Consider the following 25,404-nt stretch of genomic DNA (forward strand, 5'->3'; position numbering starts at 1 on the left):
CCCTCATCGGCTTCCTACGCGGCCACTCCATGAACGTGTACGCGGGAGAACACCGACTCACCCCGACAGCCACCACGGCCGCCCAGGGCTGACCGGTCTTCCCCGCATACACGACGGCGGGACCCCGATCGGGCGGGGAGCGCCCCCTGCGCCCTCGGGGTCCCGCCTCAGTCGTGCGTCGTCAGCACTTCTCCCGCAGCGAGTGCAGGTAGGCGCTGGAGCGGCGGGCGAACGTGAAGGACTCGGCGGGCTGGTCGTGCTCGGTCTGCCAGTGGTGGGCCAGGCGCTCGCCCCGCAGCCGGGTCACGGCCGAGATGAACTTCTGGTAGTCGATGTCGCCGTCTCCGACGTCGGTCATGCGGTAGCCGTAGGTGTTGGCCGGGTCGCTCACCCCGTCCTTGACGTGGAAGAGCGGGTAGCGGTGGGGCTGCCTGAGGACGTAGTTGAGGGGTTCGAAGGGTGCGGGGGTGCCGTCGGGCCGCTTGGAGAAGCGGAACTGGCCCGAGTAGGCCCAGAAGATGTCCATCTCCAGGAACACCAGGTCGGGGTCGGTCTCCTTGAGCAGCACGTCGTAGAGACGGACCTTCGGGTTGTCGGTGGCGAAGGAGAACTCCTCGGAGTGGTTGTGCTGGTAGAACTTCATGCCGCGTGCCTTCGCCGCGGCTCCGTAGGTGTTGAACTCCTCGGCGGCGCGCTTCCACGCGTCGACGGTCGAGCCGTACCGGAACGGTCCCGAGGCGGTGCCGATGTGCTTGAGGCCGAGGGCCTGGGCGTCGTCGAGGACCTTGGTGAGGTTCTGGGCGAACGTGTAGGCGTTCGGGTCGTCGGAGTAGTAGCCGACGTGGCTGCCGATCGGGTTCAGTCCGTGGTCGCGGGCCAGCCGCTTGAGCTGGGCGAGGGTGATCGGTCCGGCCGAGCCCTGGGTGTAGCCGGCGAACTCGACCTCGTCGTAGCCGTACTTCTCCAGTTCGGCGAAGACGGGGGCGAAGCCGAGCGTGGAGACCTTGTCGCGGAGGCTGTAGAGCTGGATGCCGAGGCGGCCGGGGGGCAGGACGGGGCGGCCGCGGCCGTGACCGGTGGTGGCGGTCGCGGTATCGGTGGCGGCGCCGGCCGGGGAGGCCGCGGCGCCCAACAACGCGGCCGCGGTGGCACCGGCGGCCACGCCGAGCATGCCTCGTCTGGTCAGGCGGTGGGTGAGTTCGGGGTCGGGCTGGGACATGCGGCTCATGTCTGAATCCTCAGGTCGATGGGTGTTGTCAGTGGTGGGTGCTTCACTTGGGACCAGTCAGAAAAGACCGGCCAGTCGGAGCAGGAGTGACTTCACGTCGGTGGCCGCGATGCGGTCGCCGACGGCGCGGGGGGTGGAGCAGATGAGGAGCGGACCGTCGTCGTCGCTCTCGGGGAGGCGGCCGTGGCTGCCGCGAATAGGTGACGGGTCGAGGGGCACGACCGCCATGCGGTAGCGCAGGCCGAGTTTCTTGCGGGCCAGTGCGGTGGCCGCCTTGACCTTGACGTAGGGGTCGAGCGGGTCCATGAAGAGCTCGACCGGGTCGTAGCCGGGTTTGCGGTGGATCTCGACCAGCTGCGCGAAGTCCGGCGCGCGGTCGTCGTCGAGCCAGTAGTAGTACGTGAACCAGGCGTCCGGCTCCGCCACGGCGACGAGTTCGCCGGAGCGCGGATGGTCGAGGTGGTGGGTCTTCTTGCCCTCGTCGTCGAGGAGTTGCTCGATGCCGGGCAGGCCGTCGAGGGCGGCGCGGGTGGCGTCGAGGTCTTCGGGGCGGCGCACGTAGACATGGGCGATCTGGTGGTCGGCGACCGCGAAGGCGCGCGATGCCATCGGGTCGAGGTACTCCATGCCGTCCTGCGTGTGCACCTCGAGCAGTCCGGCGCGGCGCAGGGCCCGGTTGATGTCGACGGGTCGGTCCGCGCGGGTGATGCCGTACTCGGACAGCGCGACGACGGTACGGCCTTCCGCGCGGGCGTCGTCCAGGAGCGGGGCCAGCGCCCGGTCCAGGTCGGCGGCGGCTTTCAGGGCGCGTGGGTCGTCGGGGCCGAAGCGTTGCAGGTCGTAGTCGAGGTGGGGGAGGTAGCAGAGGGTCAGGTCGGGGTGTCGGGTGCCCATGATGTGGCGGGTCGCGTCGATGATCCACCGGCTGGAGACCAGGTCCGCGCCGGGGCCCCAGAAGTGGAAGAGGGGGAAGGTGCCGAGTTTCTCGGTGAGTTCGTCGTGCAGGGCCGGGGGCCTGGTGTAGCAGTCGGGTTCCTTGCGCCCGTCGGCGTAGTAGACCGGACGGGGGGTGATGGTGAAGTCGGTGTCGGCGCCCATGGCGTACCACCAGCAGATGTTGGCGACGGTGTAGCCGGGGTGGGCGCGGCGGGCGGCGTCCCAGAGCTTGTCGCCGGCGACCAGTCCGTTGTGCTGACGCCACAGGAGTACGTCGCCGAGCTCGCGGAAGTACCAGCCGTTGCCGACGATGCCGTGTTCCGACGGGTGGGTGCCGGTGAGGAAGGTGGACTGGGCGGCGCAGGTGACGGCGGGCAGGACGGTGCCGAGCGGGGCGTGGGAGCCGGACCCGGCGAGGGACTTGAGGTGGGGCATGTGGTGGAGGAGTCGGGGGGTGAGGCCCACGACGTCGAGGACGAGGAGAGGGGTCGGTCCGGCCGCGGGGGGTTGATGGCTCATGGCAGCTCCTTGAGGCCGAGGTCCGTCAGCAGGTCACGCACGAGGGTGAGTTCGGCGGCTATGCCGTCGGCGAGCTGGGGGCGGCCGCGGGGGCGCAGTTCGGGTGGGAGGGCCTGCCAGGTGTAGGTCTCGACCTCCAGGTGGCGGGTGAGGGGGTGCGGGCCGCCGACGAGCCGGGTGAGGGCGGACTTGAGGACGGGGAGCGTGGAGGTGAGGGGTGCGGCGGGGGCCGCGTGCAGGGGGACGTGGAAGTGGGCGCGCCAGGGTGCCACGTCGGGCAGGGCGTCGCCGGTGAGTGCCTCGCCGAGGTCGTCGGTGCCGCGCAGGCCTGCGGCGGTGGAGGTGCGGGTCTGGTGCAGGAAGCGGGGTTCGTCGAAGGCGGCGAGTGCCTCGCGGACTTCGGGGAGATGGGGGTGTTGGGCGTGCAGGGCGGCGGAGAGCTGGGTTTTGACGACGGGGACGCCGGCCGCGGTGAGTGCGTCCAGGGCGGTGTGCGGGTCTTCGAAGGAGGTGGCGAGGTGACAGGTGTCGACGCAGATGCCGATGCGGTCGTGGGCGATGGTGGTCAGCGGGGCGATGGCGTCAGCGGTGGTCTCGACGACGCAGCCGGGTTCGGGTTCGAGGCCGATGCGGAGGGAGCGGCCGGTCAGCTCCTGGAGGGCGTCGAGGCGTTCGGCGAGGGTGAGCAGGGCGGTGTGGGCCTTGTCGGCGCTGCCGTCGTCGTAGCCGGTGCGCCAGGCGAGCGGGAGGGTGGAGATGCTGCCCTCGGTGACGTCGTCGGGCAGGAGTCCGGCCAGGACGCGGGCCAGCGCGGTGGTGTGGTCGAGGCGTTCGGGGTCGGTCCAGTCCGGCTTGTAGACGCGGTACTTGACCTCCTCGGCGCCGAAGCCCTCGTAGGGGAAGCCGTTGAGGGTGACGACTTCGAGGCCGCGGCGGTCGAGTTCACAGCGCAGGTCGCGCAGCGCGGAGGGGTCGCTGACCAGGGCGTGGGCGGCGTCGTGGGCGAGCCACAGGCCGATGCCGAGGCGGTCGCGGCCGAGGCGGCGGCGGACGGGTTCGCAGTGGTCGCGGAGTTGGGCGAGGACGCCGTCGAGGGTTTCGGCGGGGTGGACGTTGGTGCAGTAGGCGAGGTGGACGGTGGTGCCGTCGGGGTGGCGGAAGCGCATGGCTCACGCCTCCGTCTTCTGGGGGCCCCGGAGGATGGAGTTGCCCTCGTGGGTGGCTCCGGTGGCCGCGATGTCGAGGTCGAGCCGGCCGCTGAGTCCGTAGAAGGCGACCGGGTTGCGCCACAGCACGCGGTCGACGTCGTCCTCGGTGAAGCCTTCGGCGAGCATCAGGTCGCCGACCTTGCGGGTCTTGAGTGGGTCGCTGCGGCCCCAGTCGGCGGCGGAGTTCACCAGGACCTGTTCGGGGCCGTACGCGCGCAGGATCGCCACCATGCGTTCCTCGTCCATCTTGGTGTCGGGATAGACGGAGAAGCCGAGCCAGCAGCCGCTGTCCTTGGCCTCTTTGACGGTGGTCTCGTTGAGGTGGTCGACCAGGACCCGGTCCGTCGGCAGGGCGGACTCGCGCACGACGTCGAGGGTGCGGCGCAGACCGGCGAGCTTGTCGCGGTGCGGGGTGTGGACGAGCGCGGGCAGCTGGTGGTCGGCGGCGAGCTGGAGCTGGGCGGCGAGGGCGGTGTCCTCGGCGGGGGTCATGGAGTCGTAGCCGATCTCGCCGACGGCGACGACCTGGTCCTTGACGAGATACCGGGGCAGTTCGTCGAGCACCGGGAGGCAGCGCGGGTCGTTGGCCTCCTTGGGGTTCAGGGCGAGGGTGCAGTGGTGGGCGATGCCGTACTGGGCGGCGCGGAAGGGTTCCCAGCCCAGCAGGGAGTCGAAGTAGTCGAGGAAGGAGGCGGGAGAGGTGCGGGGCTGGCCCAGCCAGAAGGCCGGTTCGACGACGGCGCGGACGCCGGCGGTGTGCATGGCCTGGTAGTCGTCGGTGGTCCGTGACGTCATGTGGATGTGGGGGTCGAAGATGCGCATCAGGACTCCTTGCCGTGGGTGCCTTCCGCGCCGTTCGGGCCGTGGTCGGCGGCCGGCGCGGGTGGGGTGGCCGTGGGGTCGGTCAGGGTCAGGACGCGGTGCAGGTCCTCGGGCACGGGGCGGCCCGCGGCGGTGCGTTCGGCGGCGTAGTCGCCGAGCATGCGGGCGAGTTCGGCGTCCGCGTGGGCCCGCCGGTCCAGGTCGGCCACCTCGGCAAGGGGCACACCGGTGAACAGGCACTTCAGGATGGCGTGGCGCCACTGGTGGGCGTCGAGGTGGCGGGCGGCGTAGGGGCCGACGGCGGCGGCCACCAGGCGGGTGTCGTTGGTGCGCAGGGCGTCCTCGACGAGCGGGAGGGCGCCCGGGCCGGGCACGAGATGCGGCAGGGCGTGCAGGACGGCGCGGCGTTCGGCGGCGGTGCCCTGGGCGTAGACCCGGGTCAGGGCGTCGGTGTCGGCGCGGGCCGCGTGCAGGATCAGGATGCGGGCGGCGTCGGCGTGTTGGGGGCCGCAGCGGCGTCCGGCCTCGGCGAGGCGCAGCTCCCACACGGAGATGGGGCCGTGGGCGCCGGGGTGTGCGGCGGCCTCTTCGAGGGCCTGGTCGAGCCAGGCGCGGGCCACTTCGTCGAGGCGTTCGGTGAGGTGGCTGTGCAGGTCGTGCAGCGGGGTCCGGGCGAGGGTGGTGCCCTGGGTGTCCGCCGCGGGGGTTGCCTGGTGGGCGTGGGAGTGGGTCATGGGGTGCTTCCTTGTGAGAGCGCCACTGCCTGACGGAGGAAGGGGAGGGAGTGTTCGGCGAAGCGGGGGCCCGCGTGGGAGTGACGGGGCAGTTCGACGACCGTCAGTCCCTGGTAGCCGGTGTCGGCCAGGGCGGCGAGGACCGGCGGGAAGTTGATGTCGCCGTCGCCGAAGGGGAGGTGTTCGTGGACGCCCCGGCGCATGTCCTCGATCTGGACGTGGCGCAGCCAGGGACCTGCGGCGCGTACGCAGTCGGCGGGCGGCAGGGGTTCGAGGCACTGGCAGTGGCCGATGTCGAGGGTCAGGCCGAGGGCCGCCGGGTCTCCGAGCGTGGTGCGGAGGTGGTGGAAGTCGGCGAGGGTGGCGAGGAGGTGGCCGGGTTCGGGCTCGACGGCGAGGGGGATGCCGGCGGTGGTGGCGGTGTCCAGGACGGGGGCGAGGGTCTCGGCCAGGCGTTTCCACGCCGTGTCCGGGTCCGTGCCCGGCGGGGTGATGCCGCTGAAGCAGTGCAGGGCGTGCGCGCCGAGGTCGGCGGCGACCTGCACGGCCCGGGTCAGTAGGTCGACACGGCGGGCGCGGTCGTCCGGGTCGGGGTCGAGCAGCGAGGGGCCGTGTTTGCGGCGCGGGTCCAGCACATAGCGGGCGCCCGTCTCGACGGTGACCGTCAGGCCGAGCACGTCCAGTCGGCGCGCGAGGTGCCGGGTGCGGGCGGCCAGGTCGGGGGCGAGGGGGTCCAGGTGCATGTGGTCGAGAGTCAGACCGACACCGTCGTAGCCGAGGTCGCCGAGCAGGGCCAGGGCGTCGTCGAGGCGGAGGTCTGCGAGACCGTTGGTGCCGTAGCCGAAGCGGAGTCGGCCGACGCCGGGGGCTGGAGCGGGTGTGGGGGGAGCGAGGGGGGCTGTCATCTCGCCGGGGTCCTGAATAGGCCGGGGGCGGGCCACGGGGCCAGTCGTGTCCGCACCAGGGCTTCGAGGGGGCCGGGTTGAGGCAGCGGTGCGGGTCGTGTCGCCGCCCGAGCCCGCCGTGAGTCGGGGCTGAGCAGCGGGGTCAGGCACGTCTGAGCTGGAGCCAAGAGGGGACCGAGCCGAAGCAGGCGGGCCCGTCATGACGCTGCCCGAGCTCGGAACGGGCCAGGGCCGACCGACCGAGTCAGGCACCTCCGCACCGGAGCCCCGAGCGGACCGAGTTGGAGCAGCGGGGCCGGTCCTACCGTCGCCCGAGCCCGCCGTGAGCCAGGGCCGAGCGACGGAGTCAGGGCCGTTGGCGCCGGAGTCCCGAGGGGACCGAGCCGAAGCAGGCGGGCCCGTCATGGCGCCGCCACGGCCCGGAATGGGGTGGCGCGGAGAGAGGGGATCGGTCATGTGACGCTCACCTTTCTCGCGAAGCGGCCTGCCAGTGGGGCGAGGGCGGTGGTGAGCAGGGCCGTGACGGTCGCGCCCTTCGTGCCGGAGCGGGCGGCGAGGGCGGCCTGGAGGGGGATCGTGGCGCGGATGCCGGCGGTGACGGCTCGTTGGGTGAGCGGAGGTGAGGGGTTGAGGGTGGCGTGGAGGTAGGGCCGGGCGGCTGTGGACGCGTAGGCGGCAGCGAGGGCGAGGCGCAGGGCGGCGTGCCTGTCGAGGGGTTCGGGACCGAGGCCCATCTGAGGGATGTGATCACCGGCCTGCCGCAGGGGGCGTGGCAGGCGGGACACGGCCGCAGCCGCCAGGTCTGCCAGGTGCGCCAGGTGGCGCGAACCCGTACCGCGTCGGCTCTTCTCGACCCGATCCGATGAGAGCGGGCCCTGTCGGGTCACCGTCCGCGTCAGCGCGGCTGTCGCGGCGAGCGCTGCGAAGGGGGCCAGGGAGGAGCCGCCCTGGGTTTCACGACGGGACACGGTGGTGACGGCAAGGATGTGGGTGCCGAGCAGTGCGGCGGAGGGCAAGGCCCGGCGGATGCGGTGGGCGACGCCGGGAACGGCTGCCGCCGACAGGGCCGACCGAGGCTCGTCGGCGACGGCCGTGGCCCACGAGCGGCGCGCACCGCCCTTCCTGCGCACGCCGCCCGCACCGCTCCTCCACGCCCCGCCGTCCACGGCGCTCCCCCAGCCCCCGACATCGGCCCCCGCTGTCGCCGCCGCGCCGAGCAGCAGGTCCAGCCCTCGTGCTGTCGCCATGGCGAACGGTCCTGCCGGGGTGTCCTTCAGGGCCAGGTCGTACGCCCAGACGGTGGCCGCGAGTGGCACCGCGACCGTGAGGGCGGGGCGGCCCGCGCAGGCGGCCAGGGTGAGGCCCGCGCCAGTGAGGGCGCAGGCCGCGCCGAAGGCTGCCGCCGGGTGGATACGGCCGGAAGGAAGGGGGCGGTGGGGGCGTTCCACGGCGTCCACGTCGCGGTCGGCCCAGTCGTTGAGGGCCATCCCGGCCTCGTAGAGGCAGAGGGAGGAGGCGATGGCGAGGAGGGTGCGGGAAGTGGGGCGTGCGGAGGCTGCCGCCGCTCCGGCGAGGGCGTCGCCGGGCACGGTGAACAGGGCGGGGAGGCGCAGGAGTTCGGCCCAGGCGTGGGCGTGGGGGCGGTTGGTGTGTGCAGGGGTCGGCAGTGTTTTCTGCTGAGGGGCCCTCACCGCGGCTCCTCCCCCGCACGACCGTCGGCATGACTCCGCGTGCCGTCCCCGCCAGGCTCTGCCCGAAGTCGTTCCGCGAACCTCATCAGCTCCGCGTACTGCTCCCCCAGTCCCGCGGGCCCTTCCCCCACCGGGTCCTTGAAGTAGAAGCCCAGTTCGCCCAGCGGGCCGGACAGCCCCGTCTCGTGGGCGCGGGCGGCCAGGCGGGCCAGGTCGAGGACGAGGGGTGCGGCCAGGGAGGAGTCGCAGCCCTGCCAGGTGGTCTGGAGGATCATGCGGGTGCCGAGGAAGCCGTCGAAGGCGATGTGGTCCCAGGCGGTCTTCCAGTCGCCGAGGGCGGGGACGTCGTCGATGTGGACCTCGCCCTCGGGAGTGGCGGCGAGGGTGTCGGCCAGGACGCGCTCCTTGCCGGCGTTCTTCGCCGCGGCGGCCGCGGGGTCGGCGAGGGAGGCGCCGTCGCCGCCGCCCAGGAGGTTCGTGCCGGACCAGGCCCGGACCGTCAGGGCGCGTTGGGTGAACATCGGGCCCAGGACGGACCGGAGCAGGGTCTGGCCGGTCTTGCCGTCACGGCCCGCGTGAGGCAGGCCCGAGGACGCGGCCGGTCCGGCGAGAGCGGGGTGGTGCAGTCCCGTGGAGGGCGTGAAGTTCACATACGCGCAGCCTGCCCGCAGGGCCGCCGCCGCGTAGAGGGAGCTCGGGGGCAGGGCGTCGCCGATGGGTGCGGGCTCGGTGGAGGCCACGTTCACCACCACCGCGCGCGTCAGCCGGCACCGTCGTACGAAGGACCGGATGTCCGCGGCGAAGGCGGTGATCAGGTCCTCCTCGGTCCTTGTGTCGCCGGGGAGGGGGCCGCCCGGCCTGATCTCCCGTTCGGCGGCGGCGAGTTCGGCGCTCACCGCGGCCGGCAGGCCGTGGGGCACGACGCCGCCCGCCGCCAGGGCCTCCGCTCGTTTGGGCAGGGGGCAGTCCAGCGTGTCGTGGCCGCCGAAGACCAGGGAGGACAGGGCGGGCAGGCCGCTCTCGGCGAAGGGCGGGGTCTCGGTGATCAGGCCCGTCGGCGGGTGCAGGCCCGCGGTCATGGCGGCACAGCCCGCGACGACCGTCGTGGCGACGGAACCGCGGGCCCCGATCAGCCAGACGCCGACGCGCGGTACGGAATCGGACGCGGACATGGCAGCCTCCTTGTCGAACACGTGGTGCGCAGACCCTGCGAAGAAGGGATGAAGACGGCGGGCGGGGGTCCGGCGTCCCTCGCCCGCCGTCGCTCAGTCGCCCTGCGAAGCCACGGCCGGCGAGGCCTTCGCGGGCAGTTCCTTGATCCGGATGTCTCGGAAGGACACCTGGTCGTCGGCTCCGTGGTTCTGGATACCGACATGCCCGTCACGCAGGCTCCGGGCCGGATCGGTGTTGGTGAAATCGTTGATCTTCACGCCGTTGAGCCAGACGCGGAGGCGTTCGCCCTCCACGCGGATCTCGTACGTGTTCCACTCCCCCGGCGGGTTCAGCGCACGATCGCGCTTGTTGAGGTCTGCGGACCGGAAGCCGTAGACCGACCCTGTCGTCTTCTCGGGTACGTCGGTGGCGTCGATCTGGATCTCGTAGCCGTTGTCGACGGCGGACCACGGGTCGTCCGAAGGCGGGAAGCCCACGAACACACCGGAGTTGTCGTCTCCCGAGGCGCTCGCCATCTTCCAGTCGAGCTTCAGGGAGTACGACCCGAAGCCCTGCCCGGAACCGGCGTACCAGAGCATCCCCATGCCGCCGGACGACGTGAGGGTGCCGTCGTCGGAGCGGGTGAAGGAGCCCGGGCCCGCCTGTTTCCAGTCGGCGAGCGACTCGGCGGTGCCGTCGAAGAGCGGGCGGTAGCCGTTCTCGGGCCGGCAGTCGGCCTGTGCCTCGCCGGTCGCATACCGGATCCCGCCCAGCAGGTGGCTACGGAATGCCGGATCCGCGTACGACTCCTTGGTGTGGCCGAAGCCGGTGTAGAAGGCGCGGCCGCCCTGGTAGTCCTGGCACCAGGCGATCGGATGGTCGCCGTTCATCGTGCCGCCGGTGTACGACGACTCGTCGAGGGAGGCCAGGACGTGGACCCGGTCGCGGGGATCGGAGCGGTAGTTGTACCACTCGTCGGTGCGGTTCCACGTCGGGGACAGCTCCGACGTGGAGGGGTGGGACCGGTCCTCGACGACCACCGTGGCCGGCTGGATCGCCGGGTGCGACTGGAAGTAGGCGCCGGCGAGACCGCCGTAGAACGCCCAGTCGTACTCGGTGTCGGCGGCCGCGTGGATGCCGACGTATCCGCCGCCGTGCCGGATGTAGCCCTCGAACGCCCGCTGCCCGGCGGGGTCGAGGACGTCTCCGGTGGTGGAGAGGAAGACGACGGCGTCGTAGCGGCGCAGGTTGCGTGCCGTGAACGCGGCCGCGTCCTCCGTGGCGTCGACCGAGAACCCGGCGCTCGCGCCCAGTTCCCGTACCGCCGCGACCCCTTCGGGGATGGAGTCGTGCCGGAAGCCGGCCGTCTTGGAGAAGACCAGCACCCGTGCGGTGTCCGCGGAGTGGGACACCGCGGGTTGGGAGACACAGCCGAGGAGCAGGGCGGCTCCCACAACTGCCGTTGTCCAGCGTCCGGTTGTGTTCATACGAGCCCCTCCTCTCAGCCGGTCGTGAAGGTGAAGTCGTCCACGTCGAACAGGGCGCCGGTGCCGCTCCCCTTGAAGACCAGGTAGAGCGTGGTGGTGCCCCTCGGGGCGCGGGACAGGGTGGCGGTGACGTCCTGGAAGGTCTCCCAGCCGCCGGTCACCGGTACGGTCGCCTTGCCGAGCAGGGTGCCGGTCGCGGACCCCGCGCGGATCTCCAGCGTGCCGCCGGTGCCGCCCGAAGAGACGCGTGCGGAGAGAGACTTGGCGTTGCTCAGGACGTACGGCGTGAAGGAGATCCAGTCGCCGTTGTTGATGTCGCCGACGGTGTTGCCGCCGTGTGCCGTGTCCTTGGCGATGACGGAGACGCCCGAGCTGTTGCCGAAGTGCTCGGCCTGGCGGTGCCTGGGCTGCAGGACGCTCTGGTCGTGGGTGGTCAGCGGGGCCTGGCCGCCGCCACCGTTGTCGGTGTACTCGGCGTCCATCACGCCGAAGATGTTGGCGTCCTCGTCGTGGCCGCCGTCGGCGCTGGTCTGGAGGGTGCCGGTGCAGCCGTTGGCGGAGGTGACGGGGTGGCCGTGGCTGTCGTGGCCGAGGACGAAGGTGACCTTGACCTTGGCGCAGTCGATGGACTTGCCGTCCTCGGGGTCGCTCACCCGCACCTTGAACGGGATGGCGTCACCGAAGCTGAACAGCTGCCCGTCCTGCGGGAGTTCGAGGGTCACCTTGGGCGCGGTGTTGCCGACGACGATCTGCACGCTGGCGCTGCCGGTGCGGCCGCTCGCGTCCTTCGCGGTCAGGGTCGCGGTATAGGTGCCGTTCTTCTTGTACCTGTGGGTCGGGTTCGCCGCCGTGGACGTGGCGCCGTCGCCGAAGTCCCAGCTGTAGGTGAGGGCGTCGCCGTCCTGGTCGCTGGTGCCCTCGGAGGAGAACCGCACCCGCAGCGGCGCCTGTCCCGACGTACGGTCGGCGGACGCCTGGGCGACCGGTGAGTGGCCGTCGGTGGCGTTCTCGATGCGGTACAGGGCGGAGTTCTCGTCGCCGCCGAACCAAGAGACGCCGTAGTCGAGGACGTACAGTGCGCCGTCGGGTCCGAAGGCCATGTCCATCACCTGGGTGCCGGTCCAGGGGATGTCGTTGATCGACTGGACGGTCCCGTTGTCGTCGCTGGTGATGCGCTTGATCCAGCGGCGGCCGAACTCCCCGGCGAAGAAGTCGCCGTCGTAGGCCTCGGGGAACTTCACGGGTGAGTCGAGTGCGGGGTCGTAGTGGTAGACCGGGCCGCCCATCGGGGACTCGGAGCCGGTGCCGAACTCCGGTACGGAGCCGCCGTCGTAGGGGATCCAGGCGGCCTGCGCCGGGGGAAGGTCGGTGAGGCCGGTGTTGTGCGGGGAGTTGTTCTTCGGGGCGGCGCAGTCGAAGGCGGCTCCCGAGGTGCCGGTCGCGAAGTCGTAGTCGACGTAGGCGTCGTTGTCGCCCGTGCAGTACGGCCATCCGAAGTTGCCGGGGCCGGTCACGCGGGCGAACTCGACCTGGCCGGCGGGGCCTCGGGCCGGGTCCGCGGCGCCGGCGTCGGGGCCGTAGTCGCCGACGTAGACGATCCCGGTCTGTTTGTCGACGCTGAAGCGGAACGGGTTGCGGAAGCCCATGGCGTAGATCTCGGGCCGCGTCCTGTCCGTGCCGGGGGCGAAGAGGTTGCCGTCGGGGATGGCGTACGTGCCGTCGGCGTTGACCTTGATGCGCAGGATCTTGCCGCGCAGGTCGTTGGTGTTGCCGGCGGTGCGCTGGGCGTCGAAGGCCGGGTTGCGGTTCGCGCGTTCGTCGATGGGGGTGAACCCGTCGGACTGGAAGGGGTTGGAGTCGTCGCCCGTCGACAGGTAGAGGTTGCCGGCGGCGTCGAAGTCGATGTCGCCGCCGACGTGGCAGCAGATGCCGCGGGTGGCGGGGATGTCGATGATCTTCTTCTCGCTGGCGGCGTCGAGGGTGCCGTCGGTCTTCAGGACGAACCGGGAGAGCCGGTTGACGCCGTCGAAGGGAGCGAAGTCGGCCGCGGTGCCGGTCTCGGGGGCGTCGCCCGCCGGGGTGTTCAACGGGGGCGCGTAGTACAGGTAGATGAAGCGGTTGGTGGTGAACTGCGCGTCCACTCCGACGCCTTGGAGACCTTCCTCGTCGTGGGAGTAGACGTCGAGCTTGCCGGCGAGGCGGGTGGTGCCGGCCGCGTCGGTGATGCGCAGTTCGCCGTCGCGTGAGGTGTGCAGGACCGAGCGGTCCGGGAGGACGGCGAGCGACATGGGCTCGCCGACCTCAGGTTCGCCCTTGGCGAGGGTGACCTGCTGGAAGTCCTCGGCGGCGGCCGTCTGAGATCCGCTCGCCGATCCGGCTCCCGGCTCGGCGACGGCTGCGCCTGCCTGGGGAGCGGCGAGGGTGAGGGAGGCGCCTGCCAGCAGGAAGCCGGTGAGCAGGGCCGCCGCTCTGCGCCATGGGGCGCGTCGTCTGTGGGTCTCGATTCTGTCGGTAGGGGTGGTGCGGTCTTTCCCGTGCACGGATGCCTCCAGAAAGGGGCCGGTCGTACGGGTGGGTGCGGGTACGCCGGGATGCGCCGTCATCCCGGGGAGTGAGAGGAAGGTCAGTTGCCGAACGCCGCGTCGAACGAGGCCGACGGCGGCTCGAAGTCGTATGCCTTCAGTCGGTTCAGTGCCTCGGGGGCGCCCTGGAGTCGGTCCATGCCGGCGTCCTCCCACTCGACCGAGATCGGGCCCTGGTAGTCGATGGAGCGCAGCATGCGGAACACGTCCTCCCAGGGCACGTCGCCGTGGCCCGCGGAGACGAAGTCCCAGCCGCGGCGCGGGTCGCCCCAGGGCAGGTGGGAGCCGAGGCGGCCGTTGCGGCCGTCGAGGCGCTTGCGGGCTTCCTTGCAGTCGACGTGGTAGATCCGGTCGCGGAAGTCCCACAGGAAGCCGACCGGGTCGAGGTCCTGCCACACGAAGTGGGAGGGGTCGAAGTTGAGGCCGAAGGCAGGGCGCCCGCCAACCGCCTCCAGGGCGCGGTGCGTTGTCCAGTAGTCGTAGGCGATCTCGCTCGGGTGGACCTCGTGCGCGAACCGCACGCCCTCCGCGTCGAAGACGTCGAGGATCGGGTTCCAGCGCTCGGCGAAGTCCTCGTAGCCGCGGTCGATCATGGACTCGGGGGCGGGCGGGAACATGGCGACCAGGTGCCAGATGGCGGAGCCGGTGAAGCCGATGACGGTGTCGACGCCGAAGGCCCGGGCGGCCCGCGCGGTGTCCTTCATCCGGTTCGCGGCCCGTTGCCGGACGCCTTCCGGGTCGCCGTCGGCCCACACCTCGCCCGGCAGGATGGCCTGGTGGCGTTCGTCGATGATGGCGTCGCAGACGGCCTGGCCGACCAGGTGGTTGGAGACGGCCCAGCACTTGAGGCCGTACTTGTCGAGCAGCGCGTGCCGGGAGTCCAGATACGAGGGGTCCGCGAGCGCCTTGTCGACCTCGAAGTGGTCTCCCCAGCAGGCGAGTTCGAGTCCGTCGTAACCGAAGTCGCGGGCGAGGCGGCAGACCTCTTCGAGGGGGAGGTCGGCCCACTGGCCGGTGAAGAGCGTGAACTGACGCGGCATTTTCCGGAGCCTCCTCAGACGGCTATCGGGGTGTAGACGGAGTTCTTCTCGGCGCTCTCCTCCACGGCCGCGAGGACGCGCTGGACCTGGAGTCCGTCGGCGAAGGAGGGTTCGGGGCGGCGGCCCTCGGCGATCGCGTGGACGAGGTCGCGGGCCTGGTGGACGAAGGTGTGCTCGTAGCCGAGGCCGTGGCCCGGCGGCCACCAGGCGTCCAGGTAGGGGTGGTCGGGCTCGGTGACGAGGATGCGGCGGAAGCCGGCGTGCGTTCCGGGTTCCGTGGCGTCGTGGTAGGAGAGTTCGTTGAGGCGTTCCAGGTCGAAGGCCAACGAGCCGCGCTCGCCGTTGAGTTCGATGCGCAGGGAGTTCTTGCGGCCGGTGGCGTACCGGGTGGCCTCGAAGGAGGCGAGGGCGCCTGAGGTGAGGCGGCCGGTGAACAGGGCCGCGTCGTCGACGGTGACCTGGCCGGTGCCGGTCCCGGAGACGGCGGACAGGCCCTTGACGGCACCGCCGGCCAGGGGCCGTTCCCGTACGAAGGTCTCGGTCAGGGCGGAGACTCCGGCCAGGGGCTCTCCCGCCAGGTACTGCGCGAGGTCGATGATGTGCGCGCCGAGGTCGCCGAGCGAGCCCGACCCTGCCTGCTCCCGGCGCAGCCGCCAGGTGAGCGGGAACTCCGGGTCCACGAGCCAGTCCTGAAGGTAGGTCACCCGGAGGTGCCGCAGCTTGCCGAGTCGGCCCTCTGCCACCATCCGGCGGGCCAGCGCGGTGGCGGGCACCCTGCGGTAGTTGAAGCCGACCATCGCGAACCGGCCCCGCCCGAGGGCCTCTTCGGCGGCCCGGGTCATCACCTGGGCCTCCTCGACGGTGTTGGCGAGGGGTTTCTCGCACAGCACGTGCTTGCCGGCGGCGAGCGCGGCGACGGCGATCTCGGCATGGCTGTCGCCGGGGGTGCAGATGTCGACGAGGTCGACGTCGTCCCGCTCGATCAGGGCCCGCCAGTCGGTCTCGGTGGCCGCCCAGCCGTGCCGGTCGGCGGCCCGGCGCACGGCGTCCGCGTCCCGTCCGCAGATCGCGGCGAGCACCGGGCGGCGGGGCAGGTCGAAGACGCGTCCGACGGTCCGCCAGCCCTGGGAGTGGGCGGCGCCCATGAAGGCGTAGCCGACCATGCCGACCCGGAGCGGCGGCACCTCGGCCTCTTCTGACTGCTGCGGCTGTGCCATGCGCGATGTCCTCCTCGTCGTCGTGGCGCGGTGGGGGGTGCAGCCCGGTCCGTCGACGAACCGGGCTCCTGGGACCTGCCCCTCGGGTCGGCCCGGCCGTGGCGCACCGCTGCTCGCGGCCGACCCGGTCGGTAAGACAGGTCCCGTGTCGGGACGCCTCACTTGAAGCCGGTGGACATGTACTGGTCGACGTTGGTCTTGTCGACGACGGCCGAGTAGAGGGTGAGCGAGGCCGGGATCTCGAACTCGGCGAGGCCGCTGATGCCCTTGGACTGGCCGAGGGCGCGGGCGAGGTCGATCGCGGAGGCGGCCATGGTCGGCGGGTAGAGGACGGTCGCCTTGAGAACGCCGTTGTCCTGCTTGATGGCCTGGAAGGCGGACAGGGCGCCCGCGCCGCCGACCATCAGGAAGTCGTCGCGGCCGGCCTGGTCGATGGCGCGCAGCGCGCCCACGCCCTGGTCGTCGTCGTGGTTCCACACCGCGTCGAAGCTCGACTGGGCCTGGAGGAGCTGGGCCATCTTGGCCTGCCCGGACTCCACCGTGAACTCGGCGGCCTGGCGGGCCACCTTCCTGACGTTGGGGTAGTTCTTCAGGGCGTCGTCGAAGCCCTTGGTGCGCTGCTTGGTGAGTTCCAGGTTGTCGAGTCCGGCCAGTTCGATGACCTTGGCGTTCGACTTCCCCTTGAGCTTCTCGCCGATGTAATGGCCGGCGTTGAGCCCCATGCCGTAGTTGTCGCCGCCTATCCAACAGCGGTACGCCTGCGGGGTGTTGAAGATCCGGTCCAGGTTCACGACCGGGATCCCGGCGCGCATCGCCTTGAGGCCGACCTGGGTGAGGGCCTTGCCGTCGGCGGGCAGGACGACCAGCACGTCGACCTTCTTGTTGATCAGGGTCTCTATCTGGCCGATCTGCTGGGCGGTGTCGTTGGAGCCCTCGGTGATCTCCAGGGTGACGTCGGAGTACTTCTTCGCCCGGTTCTTGGCGTTGTCGTTGATCGCGTTGAGCCAGCCGTGGTCGGCCTGCGGTCCGGCGAAGCCGATGGTGACCGGCTTGCCGGGCGAGTCGGAGGCCGCGGGCTGGTCGTTCGCGGCCGGCTCGTCGTCGCTGGAGTCGTTGCTGGTGCAACCTGCGAGGAGGGCACCGGCCCCGACGGCGGCGGTCCCGAAGAGCAGCCCTCTGCGACTGGTGAAGCGGCTCGTGTGCTGTGGCATGGCGGTGAACCCTTTCCTCAGGTCGTGCTTGCGGTACGGCGCTGGACCAGCACGGCGGCGACGATGATCGCGCCCTTGGCGATCTGCTGGACGTCGCTCTGCAGGTTGTTCAGGGCGAAGATGTTGGTGATCGTGGTGAAGATCAGGACGCCGAGCACGGAGCCGGTGATGGTGCCGCGGCCCCCGCTGAGCAGGGTTCCGCCGATGATCGCGGCGGCGATGGCGTCGAGCTCGTAGAGGTTGCCGTTGGTGTTCTGGCCGGAGCCGGACAGGATGATCAGCAGGAAGGCGGCGATGCCGCAGCACAGTCCGGACAGCAGGTACAGGTAGAGGCGCTGACGGCGGACGTCGATGCCGGCGAGGCGGGCGGCCTCGGCGTTGCCGCCGACGGCGACCGTGCGCCGGCCGAAGGTGGTGCGGTTCAGCACCAGCCAGCCGATGATCGTCACGACCGCGAAGACGAGGACCAGCGGAGGGATGCCGAGCACATACGCGTCGCGCTCGCCGAGATCCAGCACGCTGTTGATCGAGACGATCTGCGTCCTGCCGTCGGTGATCTGCAGGGCGAGTCCGCGGGCCGAGGCGAGCATGGCGAGCGTGGCGATGAACGGGACCATCCCGCCGTACGCGATGAGCAGACCGTTGACCAGGCCGCAGCCGACTCCGACGATCACCGCGGTGAAGAGGATGCCCGCGAAGCCGTACTCCTGGGTGGCGACGGTGGTGGCCCACACCGAGGCGAGGGCGACGATCGCGCCGACGGAGAGGTCGATGCCGCCGGAGGTGATGACGAAGGTCATACCGACGGTGACGACACCGATCACCGACGCCTGGGTGAGGACGAGTTGGAGGTTGCGGGTGTCGAGGAACTCGTCGGGCTTGGTGATACCGCCGATGAGGACGAGTACGGCGAGCACGCCGAGGAGGGAGAGGGTGCGGACGTCGGCGTGGGCGAACATCCCTCGCCAGGCGAACGGTTCGCTCACCGGAGGAACTTTGTCGGCGCTTCCCCTGGGCGGGGACACATGCTGCGTCATGACGCCGGGCTTCCTTCCATGACGAGGTCGAGTACACGGTGTTCGTCGAGCTCACGGGCGGGCGCCCGGTGCACGACACGGCCCTCGCGGAGCACCAGGACCCGGTCGGCGAGGCCGAGCACCTCGGGGACCTCGCTGGAGACCAGCAGCACGGCCAGCCCCTCGTCGGCCAGTCGCCGCACGACCGCGTACAGCTCGGCGCGGGCGCCGACGTCGACTCCCCGGGTGGGTTCGTCGAGCAGCAGGACGCGGCAGCCGCGCAGCAGCCAGCGGGCCAGGACGGCCTTTTGCTGGTTGCCGCCGGACAGGGTGCGGATCGGCACGGAGGGGTTGTCGGGCCGCAGGGAGAGTTCGCGGGTCGCCGCCCGGGCCGCGCCGAGTTCGGCTCCCCGGTCGATCCAACCGGCCCGGGAGAAGCGGGACATGGAGGAGACGGAGACGTTGCGGGTGACCGACTCCAGCATCAGCAGGGCCTGCGCCTTGCGTTCCTCGGGAGCGAGTCCGATCCCGGCGCGGACGGCGGCACGGACACTGCCGGGCTTCAACGCCTGCCCGTCCACGACGACTTGACCGGCGGTGGGCTTGCGGGCGCCGTAGACCGTCTCCAGGATCTCGGAGCGCCCCGAGCCGACGAGTCCGGCGAGGCCGACGATCTCCCCGGGGTGGACCACGAGGTCGAGGGGCTCGAACTCGCCCTGCCGCGCGAGCCCTTGGACTTCCAGTAGCGGCCTCTCGCCCTGCGCGGGAGCCGTCGGCCGCTCCGGAAAGACGTACTCGACGTTCCGGCCCGTCATCAGCGCCACGACCTCGCGCGTCGGCGTCGACTTGGCGGGCAGTCCGACGGCGACGGCCCGGCCGTCCTTGAGGACCGTCACCCGGTCCCCGATCCGCCGGATCTCCTCCAGGCGGTGGGAGATGTAGACGACGGCGACGCCCTCGGCGGTGAGGTCGCCGACGATCCGGAAGAGGTTGTCGACCTCGTCCGGGTCGAGCGCGGCGGACGGCTCGTCCATCACGATCAGCCGTACGTCGTGGGACAGGGCCCGCGCCATGGACACGATCTGCTGCTGCGCCGCGGACAACTCCCCGACCAGGCGGGCCGGATCGATCTCCGGATGCCCGAGTCGCCGTAGCAGCGCGGCCGTCGACCGACGGGCCGCCTTGCCCCGTACGACGAACCCGGCCGCCGTGGGTTCATGGCCGAGGTGGACGTTCTCGGCGACGGACAGGTGCTCCACCAGGTCGAGTTCCTGGTAGATGGTGGCGATGCCGAGGCGCATGGCGGCGATCGGTGAGCGGAGGGTGACCTCCTCGCCGCGCCAGCGCAGGCGGCCGGTGTCGGGCTGGTGGGCGCCCGCCAGCACCTTGATGAGGGTGGACTTCCCGGCTCCGTTCTGGCCGAGCAGACAGTGCACTTCACCGGCCTGGACGTCGAGGTCGACGCCGTCGAGGGCCCGGACTCCGGGGAACGTCTTGGTGATGCCGGACATGCTGAGAAGCGGTGGTTCTGGTGCCATGAGGTCCCCTTGGCGGGCGTGCGGCCGGTTTCAGGGCGGTCCCCTCGCGGGGCGGCTGTTTTCAGGCAGGGCAGAGCGGGGCGCTGTACGGGTGGGGTGACTTCTGGTGCGGCGCTCGAGAGTTACGCGGGTGAGAACAGGTGGTCGCTGATGAGCCGGGCCGCGCCGATGACTCCGGCGGTGGGGCCCAACTCCCCCAGAACGATGGGCAGGTTGCCGGTCGCCAACGGCAGCGACTGGCGGTAGACCTGGGTGCGGATCGCGGCGAGCAGGGTGTGGCCGAGGCCGGTCACTCCGCCGCCGATCACCACCAGGCCCGGGTTGAAGAAGCTGACCAGTCCGGCGATGACCTGGCCGGTGCGGTTGCCGCCCTCACGGATCAGATCGAGAGCGGTGGGGTCGCCGGCGGCAGCGGCGGCGGCGACGTCGACCGCGGTCAGGCCGCCGTTCGCCGTGTGCCGTGCGGCGAGTTCCTCGGAACGCCCCTGCTCGACCGCCTCGACGGCGTCCCGGGCGAGGGCGGCCCCGCTGAAGTGGGCTTCCAGACAGCCCCGGTTGCCGCAGGCGCACGGGCGGCCGTCGGGCACGGCCTGGATGTGCCCGATGTCGCCCGCGCTGCCCGTCACCCCGCGGTGGACCTCACCGCCGGCGACGATGCCGCAGCCGATACCGGTGCCGATCTTGACGCAGAGGAAGTCGCCCACGGAGCGTGCGACGCCCGCGTGCATCTCCCCCATCGCCATCAGGTTCACGTCGTTGTCGACCATGACCGGGCAGCCGAGTTCCTGGCTGAGCGCCTCCCGTACGGGGAAGCCGTCCCAGCCCGGCATGATCGGCGGAGCCACCGGTACGCCCTCGGGAAAGCGGACCGGTCCCGGGACGCCGATGCCGGCGCCGTCGAAACCCTCCGCGAGCCCCGAGGCCCTCAACTTCGCGGCCATGGACAGGACTTGCTCGAAGACCGCGACCGGGCCCTCGCGTACGTCCATGGGCTGGTTGAGATGTCCGAGGATCTCCAGTTCGGCGTTGGTGACGGCGACGTCGATCGAGGTCGCACCGATGTCCACGCCGAGGAACCGCAGGTTGGGGGCGAGCCGGATGTTGTGGGAACGGCGCCCGCCGCGGGAGGCGGCGAGTCCGTCGGCCACGATCAGGCCCGTCTCCAGCAGTCGGTCCACCTCCACGGCCAGCTTGGACCGTGACAGGTCGACCTGATCGCCCAGTTGCGCACGGGAGTTGGGTCCTCCGTCGCGCAACAGCTTGAGCAGCCGGGCCTGATGCGCGTTCGCGGGTCGTGCCGTCATGCGTCTCACAGGCCCCTCCCCGCCTCATTCGGCCACCGGTTGCCGTGCTTTCGAGGGGAACGTAGCAGCGGCTGCCGAACCTGGGAAGAAGCTGTGCACAGATTGCTGCCGACTTTCTCCACTCGCAGGACAAAGACGTGCAGCACCCTGGTGTCTTGGCGCGCGGCCCCGCAGGATGGGCCTGACGGAGGAGAGCACATGTTTCTGGCACGGGTTCGGCGGGGGCATGGGAGCCGAACTCGTGCGTGCCCCGGCGGAGTCCGGCGAGTGGGCGCGGGCGCTCAGCCGTTCCGGGCGGCGCGAGGGATTACCGGCGGGCGTGGCGGCCGTGGCGCGAGATCTGAACCGGCCCGCGAGAGCGCGGGGCGCGCTGGAAGGCGTAAGAGGACTGTTCCTGATGCCTGGCTACGGCGGCCAGCGCACATCCTCGCGGAAGCGCGGGCCGCGCGGGCCGCGGGGTGTGCGCCGCATGGCGCGGCTCTCCGGTCTGTCGGCGGGCACCGGTGACCTAGGTGACTCGCGATCGCGACGATCAGGACCGGGTGCTCGATCCAGAGCTGTCGGCTGCGCCGGCGGGCGCCGTGACCAGGCCCGCAGGCGGGCGGGATACGACGTCCGCGCGTGCTCCGTGTGCTCCCGCATCGGCTCAGTCACCCGCCCCTGATCCCGGCCGGCGATCGCCGCGATCAGCGCCCGTGCACGCGCCCCAGGACCGACGACCCCACTCGGGACCACATGACTAGGACCGCTGACGAGCGTGATACGACGTCCGCGTGTGCTCGGTGTGCTCCCGCATCAGCTCGGTGGCGCGTCGCTGGTCCCGGTCGGCGATCGCCGTGATCAGGGCCCGGTGCTCGATCCAGGACTGGTGGCCGCGCTGCCGGGCGATCGGTGTGTAGTACCAGCGCACCCGGCGGTCCACCTGCCCCGCCAGCTCCGCGAGGACCGCGTTGCCGGCCAGCTCCATGATCTTCGCGTGGAAGCGGGCGTTCAAGGCGACCGCGGTGTCCACGTCGTCGGCGTCGACGGCCTTCTCGCCCTCCGCACAGAGCGCCTCCAGGGCTGCGATTCCGGCGCTGCCCGCGTTCGCGGCGGCGAGCCGGGCCGCCTCGGCCTCCAACAGGGTGCGTACGGTGAGGAGTTGGTCGGCCTCCTCGTCCGTGGGCTCGTGCACGAACGCGCCCTGAGCGGGCCGCAGATCCACCCACCCCTCGGTGTTCAACCGCTGCAACGCCTCACGCACCGGCTGCCGGGACACCCCGAGGTGCCCGGCCAGCTCGCTCTCCACAAGATGCTGACCCGGCTGCAACGCACGCGTCGTGATGAGTTCCAGCAGCGCCTCGTACACGCGATCCCGCAACGGGCCGGGACGTTCGAGTTTCGGCACGGATCCCTGTGGCAGTCCTGTCGACAACATCGCGGTCCCCCTCCTCGGCCGGGCGGACATGTCCATTGCGTTTTGTCTACAGTCTACGGCGTTGCGAGAACAGGTAAACCGCGCGTCGACCTGGTCACTCCCGCACCTCACGGACCGCGGACGACATCCCGCACGTCACGGACAGCGGACGACCTGACCGGCGTAGGACAGGTTCCCGCCGAACCCGAACAGCAGCACCGGGTCCCCGGTCGAGATCTCGCCCTGCTCGACCAGTTTGGAGAACGCGAGCGGGATGCTGGCCGCCGAGGTGTTGCCGGACTCCGTCACATCGCGGGCCACCACGGCGTTGACCGCGCCGATCTTCTGCGCGAGCGGCTCGATGATCCGCAGGTTCGCCTGGTGCAGGACGACCGCGGAGAGGTCGCTGGGGGTGAGCCCCGCGCGTTCGCAGGCCTGCCGGGCCAGTGCCGGAAGCTTCGTGGTCGCCCAGCGGTAGACGCTCTGCCCCTCCTGCGCGAACCGCGCCGGCTCGCCCTCGATCCGCACGGCGTGCCCCATCTCGGGCACCGATCCCCACAGCACGGGCGAGATGCCGGGCACCTCGGCCCCCTCGACGACCGCCGCGCCCGCCCCGTCGCCGACCAGCACGCAGGTGGTGCGGTCGCTCCAGTCGGTCACCGCGGACATCTTGTCGGCGCCGATCACCAGCGCCCGGGTCGCCGCACCGGCCCGGACGGTGTGGTCGGCGGTGGCCAGCGCGTGGGTGAACCCGGCGCACACCACGTTGACGTCCATCGCGGCGGGCGAGGGGATGCCGAGCCGGGCGGCGACCCGGGCGGCCATGTTCGGGGACCGGTCGACGGCGGTCGAGGTGGCGACCAGGACCAGGTCGATGTCGGCGGGGGTGAGCCCGGCCGAGGCCAGCGCCTTGGCGGCGGCGTGCGAGGCGAGCTCGTCGACCGGCTCGTCGGGACCGGCGATGTGGCGGGTCCGGATCCCCACCCGGGACCTGATCCACTCGTCGCTGGTGTCGACCAGGCCCGCCAGCTCCTCGTTCGTGAGCACCTTGGCGGGCTGGTAGTGGCCGACTGCGGCGATCCGCGAGCCGTTCATGGAGGGTCCCCCTCGTTGCCTTGGGTAGGGATCCTCCAGTCTGATCAGTGACTCACGGGTACGCGGGCACGTAAGGCCACAGGAAACGGGCGCCCGAGTTGTCGGCTTCCCTCACCCCTCGGACGCCCGAACACCTGCCGAACAGTCACTTGGTGAACAACTGGGTGGCCTTCTGCACGAGCTCGTAGAGCCCGTACGCGAGCGGTGCGCCCACCCACACCCAGGCGAGGGCGATCAGCGGACGCCGGTCAGGCGGACTCTGGCTGCTGTCGGGCTGTGACATCGGCGGCCTCCCTCGGTGCGGGAATGTGGTGGCGGGCACTGACGGGGCGGACCAGCTCGTTGGCGACGAACCCGACGACGAGCAGCCCAATCATGATCACGAACGACATGCCGTAGAGAGCGGCGCCGCTCTTGCCCGCGTCCTCCTGCCGGTCGGCGATCCAGTTCACGATCAGCGGCCCGAGGACACCGGCCGTGGACCAGGCGGTCAGCAGCCGGCCGTGGATGGCGCCGACCTGGTAGGCCCCGAAGAGGTCCTTCAGGTACGCGGGGATCGTCGCGAAACCGCCCCCGTAGAAGGACAGGATGACGAGCGCGCACAGGATGAACAGCGGCTTGGAGGAGTCGCCGAACAGGGCGATGAGCCCGTACATCACCGCGCCCACGCCCAGGTAGACGCGGTAGATGTTCTTCCGTCCGATCAGGTCGGACGTCGACGACCAGCCGATGCGGCCCGCCATGTTGGCGGCCGACAGCAGCGCGACGAAGCCGGCCGCGGCCGACACCGAGACCGGGGTCGACGTGCCCTTGAAGAAGTCGGTGATCATCGGGGCGGCCTTCTCCAGGATGCCGATGCCCGCGGTCACGTTCATGCAGAGCACGACCCACAGACACCAGAACTGAGGCGTGCGCACGGCGTTGCGCGCCGAGACCTGGGGGCCGTCGAGGGCACTGGGCGCGCTCTCGACCGGCTTCTCGCTGCGCGGCACGCGCACCAGCAGCACACCGAGGAGCATGAAGGCGGCGTACGACAGCCCGTGCACCAGGAACGCGAGCGCGATACCGGAGCTGTCGGAGCCGAAGGACTCCAGCATCTGCGCCGACCAGGGCGAGGCGATGAGCGCGCCGCCGCCGAAGCCCATGATGGCGATGCCGGTGGCCATGCCGGGTCGGTCGGGGAACCACTTGATCAGGGTGGAGACCGGCGAGATGTAGCCGATCCCGAGGCCTATGCCGCCGACGAAGCCGTAGCCGAGGACAATCAGCCAGTACTGCTCGGTGGCCGCCCCCAGCGCGGAGAGCAGGAAGCCGGACGAGAAGCAGATCAGCGCCACCGTCATCGCCCAGCGCGGCCCGTTGCGCTCCACCAGCGTGCCGCCGAACGCGGCGGACAGGCCGAGCATCACGATGCCGAGCTGGAAGGGCAGTGCGCTCTGCGTACCGCTGAGACCGAGCGCGGACTCGAGCGGCGGCTTGAACACGGACCAGGCATACGCCTGTCCGATGGAGAGATGGACCGAGAGAGCGGCCGGGGGGACGAGCCAGCGGCTCCAGCCCGGGGGCGCGACAGGGGGACTCATGATCCCGAACGGTAGGAAGAATCAGGTTGGTTGAAAAGGCGGCGCGTCGACCGTATGCGATGAGCGGTATCCCGGACGCGACGAACGGTCGAACCGGCCGGAGACCAAGGGAAGCACCTGCCGTCCCGGCGTCGTCAAGGTCGATCGGTTCATGGCCGCCGAAGGTCGACAACGGTGTGCGTGGACAACGGTGTGCATGTGCGCGACTACGGTAAGTGCGGCCCCTGCCTCCGGTGCCTGGACGTCTGCGGCGGCGGGGGGCGACGCCGCCCCCTGCCATCGCCGTCTCCGGCCTGGGCGCCGGCGTCCGGGTCGCCGTGCGGCACGACGGCACGACGGGCCGCTCACCGACTTGGCCTGCGTCTACTGCGTGGACCGCGGAGACTGCATCGATGTATGCCGACCCGGGCTCTCGTTCAGGTCGGAGTTCGATATGCGGCGGCGGGTACCTGGGACGAGGAGTCACGGACCCGCACCGGCACGGTGTGCGCGCACTGCGGAGCGGGCTGCGGCCTCACGCTCCATGTGCAGGACAATGAGACCGTGAAGTCACCACCCCGCTCGACGAACCGGTGACCCACGGAAGCCTCCGCAGCAAGGGCCGTTTCGGCTACCAGAACGTACAGAACCGGGACTGAGACACATATGGGACGAGTCACGGAACGACGCAAGGTGATCCGCATCCGCGACGGAGCGATCTCGTCCCGACCGGACACCCTGGTCGCCGAAGAACCACTGGA

Annotated in this window: 20 protein-coding genes and 3 pseudogenes; 2 read left to right on the top strand and 21 right to left on the bottom strand. The window is 71.1% G+C overall.

All coding sequences use genetic code 11. The features are described from left to right. Window positions 1-181: 181 nt before the first annotated feature. The 21 genes and pseudogenes from ABZT02_RS44660 to ABZT02_RS44760 all read right to left on the bottom strand — a co-directional run bounded on the left by ABZT02_RS44660 (window position 182) and on the right by ABZT02_RS44760 (window position 24,664). Complete coding sequence (locus ABZT02_RS44660; RefSeq protein WP_356028927.1) at window positions 182-1,228, bottom strand: sugar phosphate isomerase/epimerase; 1,047 nt, start codon at window positions 1,226-1,228, stop codon at window positions 182-184. A gap of 57 nt (window positions 1,229-1,285) precedes the next feature. Then, a complete protein-coding gene (locus tag ABZT02_RS44665; RefSeq protein WP_356028929.1) occupies window positions 1,286-2,683 on the bottom strand; it encodes a nucleotide pyrophosphatase/phosphodiesterase family protein in 1,398 nt (465 codons plus the stop codon). Continuing rightward, complete coding sequence (gene eboE / locus ABZT02_RS44670; protein WP_356028931.1) at window positions 2,680-3,849, bottom strand: metabolite traffic protein EboE; 1,170 nt, start codon at window positions 3,847-3,849, stop codon at window positions 2,680-2,682. Before eboE ends, ABZT02_RS44665 begins: the two co-directional genes overlap by 4 nt. Window positions 3,850-3,852: 3 nt before the next feature. After that, entirely contained in the window at window positions 3,853-4,713 is an 861-nt protein-coding gene (locus ABZT02_RS44675; protein WP_356028933.1) for a TatD family hydrolase, read from the bottom strand. Further along, window positions 4,713-5,447 (bottom strand): EboA domain-containing protein, encoded by a 735-nt coding sequence (locus ABZT02_RS44680; protein WP_356028935.1) that lies wholly within the window; start codon window positions 5,445-5,447, stop codon window positions 4,713-4,715. The genes ABZT02_RS44675 and ABZT02_RS44680 overlap by 1 nt, the downstream gene beginning before the upstream one ends. Continuing rightward, window positions 5,444-6,352, bottom strand: a complete 909-nt coding sequence (locus tag ABZT02_RS44685; protein ID WP_356028937.1) for a sugar phosphate isomerase/epimerase family protein — start codon at window positions 6,350-6,352, stop codon at window positions 5,444-5,446. Before ABZT02_RS44685 ends, ABZT02_RS44680 begins: the two co-directional genes overlap by 4 nt. A 452-nt stretch (window positions 6,353-6,804) precedes the next feature. Beyond that, the gene (locus ABZT02_RS44690) at window positions 6,805-8,019 is read right to left on the bottom strand and encodes an SCO3242 family prenyltransferase (RefSeq protein WP_356028961.1); all 1,215 of its coding nucleotides are present in this window, start codon (window positions 8,017-8,019) and stop codon (window positions 6,805-6,807) included. Window positions 8,020-8,039: 20 nt separating this feature from the next. Beyond that, window positions 8,040-9,215: an inositol-3-phosphate synthase gene (locus ABZT02_RS44695; RefSeq protein WP_356028939.1), complete on the bottom strand. Its 1,176-nt coding sequence runs from the start codon at window positions 9,213-9,215 to the stop codon at window positions 8,040-8,042. Window positions 9,216-9,308: 93 nt separating this feature from the next. After that, complete coding sequence (locus tag ABZT02_RS44700; protein WP_356028941.1) at window positions 9,309-10,682, bottom strand: ThuA domain-containing protein; 1,374 nt, start codon at window positions 10,680-10,682, stop codon at window positions 9,309-9,311. A gap of 14 nt (window positions 10,683-10,696) precedes the next feature. Further along, on the bottom strand, window positions 10,697-13,222 hold the full coding sequence (locus ABZT02_RS44705; protein WP_356028963.1) for a PQQ-dependent sugar dehydrogenase: 2,526 nt from the start codon (window positions 13,220-13,222) through the stop codon (window positions 10,697-10,699). A gap of 83 nt (window positions 13,223-13,305) precedes the next feature. Continuing rightward, window positions 13,306-14,304 (bottom strand): sugar phosphate isomerase/epimerase family protein, encoded by a 999-nt coding sequence (locus tag ABZT02_RS44710; RefSeq protein ID WP_356028943.1) that lies wholly within the window; start codon window positions 14,302-14,304, stop codon window positions 13,306-13,308. Window positions 14,305-14,318: 14 nt separating this feature from the next. Continuing rightward, entirely contained in the window at window positions 14,319-15,521 is a 1,203-nt protein-coding gene (locus tag ABZT02_RS44715; RefSeq protein ID WP_356028945.1) for a Gfo/Idh/MocA family oxidoreductase, read from the bottom strand. Window positions 15,522-15,679: 158 nt separating this feature from the next. Next, complete coding sequence (locus ABZT02_RS44720) at window positions 15,680-16,732, bottom strand: substrate-binding domain-containing protein (protein ID WP_356028947.1); 1,053 nt, start codon at window positions 16,730-16,732, stop codon at window positions 15,680-15,682. 17 nt (window positions 16,733-16,749) lie between these two features. After that, the gene (locus tag ABZT02_RS44725) at window positions 16,750-17,769 is read right to left on the bottom strand and encodes an ABC transporter permease (protein WP_356028949.1); all 1,020 of its coding nucleotides are present in this window, start codon (window positions 17,767-17,769) and stop codon (window positions 16,750-16,752) included. Continuing rightward, window positions 17,766-19,286, bottom strand: coding sequence for a sugar ABC transporter ATP-binding protein (locus ABZT02_RS44730; protein ID WP_356028951.1), 1,521 nt, complete (start codon window positions 19,284-19,286; stop codon window positions 17,766-17,768). The genes ABZT02_RS44725 and ABZT02_RS44730 overlap by 4 nt, the downstream gene beginning before the upstream one ends. Before the next feature lie 122 nt (window positions 19,287-19,408). Beyond that, on the bottom strand, window positions 19,409-20,590 hold the full coding sequence (locus tag ABZT02_RS44735) for an ROK family transcriptional regulator (protein ID WP_356028953.1): 1,182 nt from the start codon (window positions 20,588-20,590) through the stop codon (window positions 19,409-19,411). A gap of 588 nt (window positions 20,591-21,178) precedes the next feature. Further along, window positions 21,179-21,280 (bottom strand): annotated as a pseudogene (locus ABZT02_RS44740) (GntR family transcriptional regulator); the annotation flags it as partial. Window positions 21,281-21,329: 49 nt separating this feature from the next. Next, complete coding sequence (locus tag ABZT02_RS44745) at window positions 21,330-22,007, bottom strand: GntR family transcriptional regulator (protein WP_356028955.1); 678 nt, start codon at window positions 22,005-22,007, stop codon at window positions 21,330-21,332. A gap of 135 nt (window positions 22,008-22,142) precedes the next feature. Next, window positions 22,143-23,081: a beta-ketoacyl-ACP synthase III gene (locus tag ABZT02_RS44750; RefSeq protein WP_356028957.1), complete on the bottom strand. Its 939-nt coding sequence runs from the start codon at window positions 23,079-23,081 to the stop codon at window positions 22,143-22,145. A gap of 145 nt (window positions 23,082-23,226) precedes the next feature. Next, on the bottom strand, window positions 23,227-23,364 hold the full coding sequence (locus tag ABZT02_RS44755) for a hypothetical protein (RefSeq protein WP_167364525.1): 138 nt from the start codon (window positions 23,362-23,364) through the stop codon (window positions 23,227-23,229). Beyond that, window positions 23,330-24,664, bottom strand: coding sequence for an OFA family MFS transporter (locus ABZT02_RS44760; protein WP_356028959.1), 1,335 nt, complete (start codon window positions 24,662-24,664; stop codon window positions 23,330-23,332). Before ABZT02_RS44760 ends, ABZT02_RS44755 begins: the two co-directional genes overlap by 35 nt. A 180-nt stretch (window positions 24,665-24,844) precedes the next feature. Here ABZT02_RS44760 and ABZT02_RS44765 point away from each other — a divergent pair. Beyond that, window positions 24,845-25,302 (top strand): annotated as a pseudogene (locus ABZT02_RS44765) (Fe-S-binding domain-containing protein); the annotation flags it as partial. A 7-nt stretch (window positions 25,303-25,309) separates the two neighbouring features. Next, window positions 25,310-25,404, top strand: a pseudogene (locus ABZT02_RS44770) (sulfurtransferase FdhD); the annotation flags it as partial.

It is taken from the genome of Streptomyces sp. NPDC005402, from assembly GCF_040606575.1.
Taxonomy (GTDB): Bacteria; Actinomycetota; Actinomycetes; order Streptomycetales; family Streptomycetaceae; genus Streptomyces.

Bases quoted from the DNA above. Each gene is read 5' to 3' on its own strand.
- ABZT02_RS44710 (WP_356028943.1), bottom strand. From the start codon at position 14,304: ATGCCGCGTCAGTTCACGCTCTTCACCGGCCAGTGGGCCGACCTCCCC.
- ABZT02_RS44680 (WP_356028935.1), bottom strand. From the start codon at position 5,447: ATGACCCACTCCCACGCCCACCAGGCAACCCCCGCGGCGGACACCCAG.
- ABZT02_RS44720 (WP_356028947.1), bottom strand. From the start codon at position 16,732: ATGCCACAGCACACGAGCCGCTTCACCAGTCGCAGAGGGCTGCTCTTC.
- ABZT02_RS44760 (WP_356028959.1), bottom strand. From the start codon at position 24,664: ATGAGTCCCCCTGTCGCGCCCCCGGGCTGGAGCCGCTGGCTCGTCCCC.
- ABZT02_RS44750 (WP_356028957.1), bottom strand. From the start codon at position 23,081: ATGAACGGCTCGCGGATCGCCGCAGTCGGCCACTACCAGCCCGCCAAG.
- ABZT02_RS44715 (WP_356028945.1), bottom strand. From the start codon at position 15,521: ATGGCACAGCCGCAGCAGTCAGAAGAGGCCGAGGTGCCGCCGCTCCGG.
- ABZT02_RS44665 (WP_356028929.1), bottom strand. From the start codon at position 2,683: ATGAGCCATCAACCCCCCGCGGCCGGACCGACCCCTCTCCTCGTCCTC.
- ABZT02_RS44735 (WP_356028953.1), bottom strand. From the start codon at position 20,590: ATGACGGCACGACCCGCGAACGCGCATCAGGCCCGGCTGCTCAAGCTG.
- ABZT02_RS44745 (WP_356028955.1), bottom strand. From the start codon at position 22,007: ATGTTGTCGACAGGACTGCCACAGGGATCCGTGCCGAAACTCGAACGT.
- ABZT02_RS44675 (WP_356028933.1), bottom strand. From the start codon at position 4,713: ATGCGCATCTTCGACCCCCACATCCACATGACGTCACGGACCACCGAC.
- ABZT02_RS44695 (WP_356028939.1), bottom strand. From the start codon at position 9,215: ATGTCCGCGTCCGATTCCGTACCGCGCGTCGGCGTCTGGCTGATCGGG.
- eboE (WP_356028931.1), bottom strand. From the start codon at position 3,849: ATGCGCTTCCGCCACCCCGACGGCACCACCGTCCACCTCGCCTACTGC.
- ABZT02_RS44700 (WP_356028941.1), bottom strand. From the start codon at position 10,682: ATGAACACAACCGGACGCTGGACAACGGCAGTTGTGGGAGCCGCCCTG.
- ABZT02_RS44660 (WP_356028927.1), bottom strand. From the start codon at position 1,228: ATGAGCCGCATGTCCCAGCCCGACCCCGAACTCACCCACCGCCTGACC.
- ABZT02_RS44725 (WP_356028949.1), bottom strand. From the start codon at position 17,769: ATGACGCAGCATGTGTCCCCGCCCAGGGGAAGCGCCGACAAAGTTCCT.
- ABZT02_RS44730 (WP_356028951.1), bottom strand. From the start codon at position 19,286: ATGGCACCAGAACCACCGCTTCTCAGCATGTCCGGCATCACCAAGACG.
- ABZT02_RS44755 (WP_167364525.1), bottom strand. From the start codon at position 23,364: ATGTCACAGCCCGACAGCAGCCAGAGTCCGCCTGACCGGCGTCCGCTG.
- ABZT02_RS44685 (WP_356028937.1), bottom strand. From the start codon at position 6,352: ATGACAGCCCCCCTCGCTCCCCCCACACCCGCTCCAGCCCCCGGCGTC.